This is a genomic window from uncultured Lamprocystis sp., from assembly GCF_903933125.1.
Lineage (GTDB): Bacteria > Pseudomonadota > Gammaproteobacteria > Chromatiales > Chromatiaceae > Thiodictyon.
Genome location: NZ_CAIZIZ010000392.1, coordinates 1 through 2,491, shown reverse-complemented (window position 1 = coordinate 2,491; position 2,491 = coordinate 1). Strand labels below are relative to the sequence as shown.

Sequence of the window (2,491 nt, the reverse complement as noted above, 5' to 3'; positions counted from 1 at the left end):
TCCTGCGCCAGGCGGCTGCTCGGGAAGACGTACTGCCAGATCCACTCCCGCGCCGCGCTCGGGTATTTGCGGCTGAGGGCCTCCGGCATGTACACGTTGCCCGCCCCTGCCGCCAGGTCGCGATCATGCAGGGCCTTGACCCGCTCCGGGTGGGACTCCAGCGCGCGACGGTCGGATGATCGCTGTCGAGTGGGCGCCCCCCGGTTTTCCACCAGTCCCAGTCGATGGTCTTGCCGGCAGGGCAGTGGGCCAGATCGACGAACAGCAACTGCAAGGCGTCGACCAGTTGCCGGAACTGCCAATCGGCAAGTTGCGCTTGGGCCGCGACCTCCTGCAGGTACCCGGTGAGTTCCTCCGCCGTCACGTGCAACAGTGACACGGAACGCCGCGCCTTCAGGAACGCTTCAACGCGACGGACATACCAAGGGCGCATCCGCTCCGGTACGCCGCGGTGGGCCAGGAGATCCAGATAACGGTCCCAGTTGGAGGGGGAACCGTCCTCGCGGCGGGGGTTGGGGATGGTGGACATCATGTGGCGGTCGTGTCGGTCTTGGACGGAATTCAGTCTAGTTCGGTAGTGGCCCGTTCCAGTCTAGTTCACGAGCGGCCCGCGCCAGCCTAGCTCACGAGCGGCCCGTGCCGGTCGCGTACCCCAAGTCTAGTCTGGATGCAGGGTCGGATGGCAAGCGCCCGGCGGAGGTTTGCCAGGAATCTAGCATTTTGTATCCGGTATTTGCGGAAACTATGATCCAGATCAAAAACTCCCCCTTGAAAAACAGCAGCGAGACGCGGAAAGTACACCTCGAAGGGCAATGGGCTGGGCCTGGACCGGCAGCCGATGTGCAACACCAAGCGGCTGGGGGGGACCTCGGCAGGGCGCGGGTGGGGCACTTGCGGTGAGGCGATGTGCCTGGGCGGTCGGCGGGATTCAGTCTAGAACCCGAGTGGCCCGTGGCGGGCTAGCATGTCGCCGGCCCGTGCCAACCTAGAACACGTTGGACTAATCCGCTCCGCGGGGCCTACCGCGCCCATCCCATAGCGCCATTGAATCGCGAATGACGCGCGGATAAACCCCGCCGGCGCGTGGTTGACCTCCAGCCCCGACCCGTCGCCCATCGTCCACACTTTTAACGGCCCGCTCCGGGTCGTTAACAGAGAACCGGACGATGACTCCCTTACGTGAGCAGATGATCACCGCCATGCAGATGCATGGTTTCTCGCCGCGCACCCACGAAAGCTACCTGGCTGCGGTCCGAGACTTGGCGAAGTTCACCCGCCGCTCCCCGGACCGCCTCGCCCACGCCGATCTCACGCGTTACTTTGAACACCTGGTGGTGCAGCGCCGCTTGGCGCCGGCCAGCGTGCGACTCATGTACAACGGCATTCGCTTCTTCTATCTGAAGGTGCTTGGCTGGCCAACGGTCGAGCTGGAGGTGACCCTACCCAAACGCCCGCAGCGCATCCCCGAGTTGCTCACCCGCGGCGCGGTCGCGGCCATCCTTGCGGCCTGCGACGATCCCCGTTTGCGTACCATGCTGACGGTTTGCTATGGCTGCGGGCTGCGCCTGAGCGAAGTCCTGGCCCTGCGGGTCCAGGATATCGACGGTGAGCGGCGACTCTTGCGCATCACTCAGGGTAAGGGCGCGAAAGATCGCCTGGTCCCGCTTTCACCCACCTTGCTGGAGGAACTACGCGCCTATTGGCGCCTCTATCGGCCCGCCGACTGGTTATTCGCCGGGCGTACCGGGGAGCCCCTGTGCCCGTCGACCCTACAGCGGGCCTTCACCGACGCCAAGCAGGCAGCCGGGGTGACCACGGTCGGCGGTATTCATGGCTTGCGTCACGCGTATGCCACCCATCAATTGGCGGCCGGCTTGTCGGTGGAACGCCTGCAACGACTGATGGGCCACCGCAGCATCCAGACCACCCTGCGCTATGTGCATTGGCTGCCCAGTGCCAGTGACGGCGAAGGGGCGTTGGACCTGATCGCCCAATTGGGGGTTGACCATGGCTAACACCTCCCTGCAAGCGGTCATGGCCGCGTGCCTCTCCGGCTACGCCGAACACCATCCATTAAGCCCCCGCGAGTGGCAAGTCTGTCACCACATCCTGGACTGTCGCACTGCCGCCTTGGGTGGCTTTGCGCTGGAATGCGACCAGTGCGGGGAGACGCCCCTGCTGTATCACGCCTGCCGGGAAATAGGGGACAGACCACGGTTTCCCCGTGAATCCCCTGCCCAGGCAGCAAACAAGACAGATAATGCCTAACCTTGGCCTCAAAAGCGAGCGCGCGCCACAAGCGTTGTGCTAATTGGCAAGCTCATCAGGGGCGCGCGCCGCTTTAGGCTTAACGTTGGACTAAATAGTCATAGAAACAAGCGCCGACCTGAGTCATTGCGCACCCTACGGCGGCTGATCTCAGCAGTCGTCCGCGTCGGCAGCTATACTATCGGCATGAACCGCCACGCTGCCAACCCCGGCGCCGAGGCCG

The 2,491-nt window shown here is 64.2% G+C and carries 2 protein-coding genes and 1 pseudogene; 2 read left to right on the top strand and 1 reads right to left on the bottom strand.

Translation table 11 applies throughout. The features are described 5' to 3' along the window. Positions 1–532: pseudogene (locus QZY03_RS20705) on the bottom strand (hypothetical protein); the annotation flags it as partial. A gap of 634 nt (positions 533–1,166) precedes the next feature. Between QZY03_RS20705 and QZY03_RS20700 the strand changes: the two are divergent. After that, entirely contained in the window at positions 1,167–2,015 is an 849-nt protein-coding gene (locus tag QZY03_RS20700) for a site-specific integrase (RefSeq protein ID WP_295584158.1), read from the top strand. Then, on the top strand, positions 2,008–2,268 hold the full coding sequence (locus tag QZY03_RS20695) for a transposase zinc-binding domain-containing protein (protein ID WP_295613136.1): 261 nt from the start codon (positions 2,008–2,010) through the stop codon (positions 2,266–2,268). The genes QZY03_RS20700 and QZY03_RS20695 overlap by 8 nt, the downstream gene beginning before the upstream one ends. Positions 2,269–2,491: the final 223 nt, after the last annotated feature.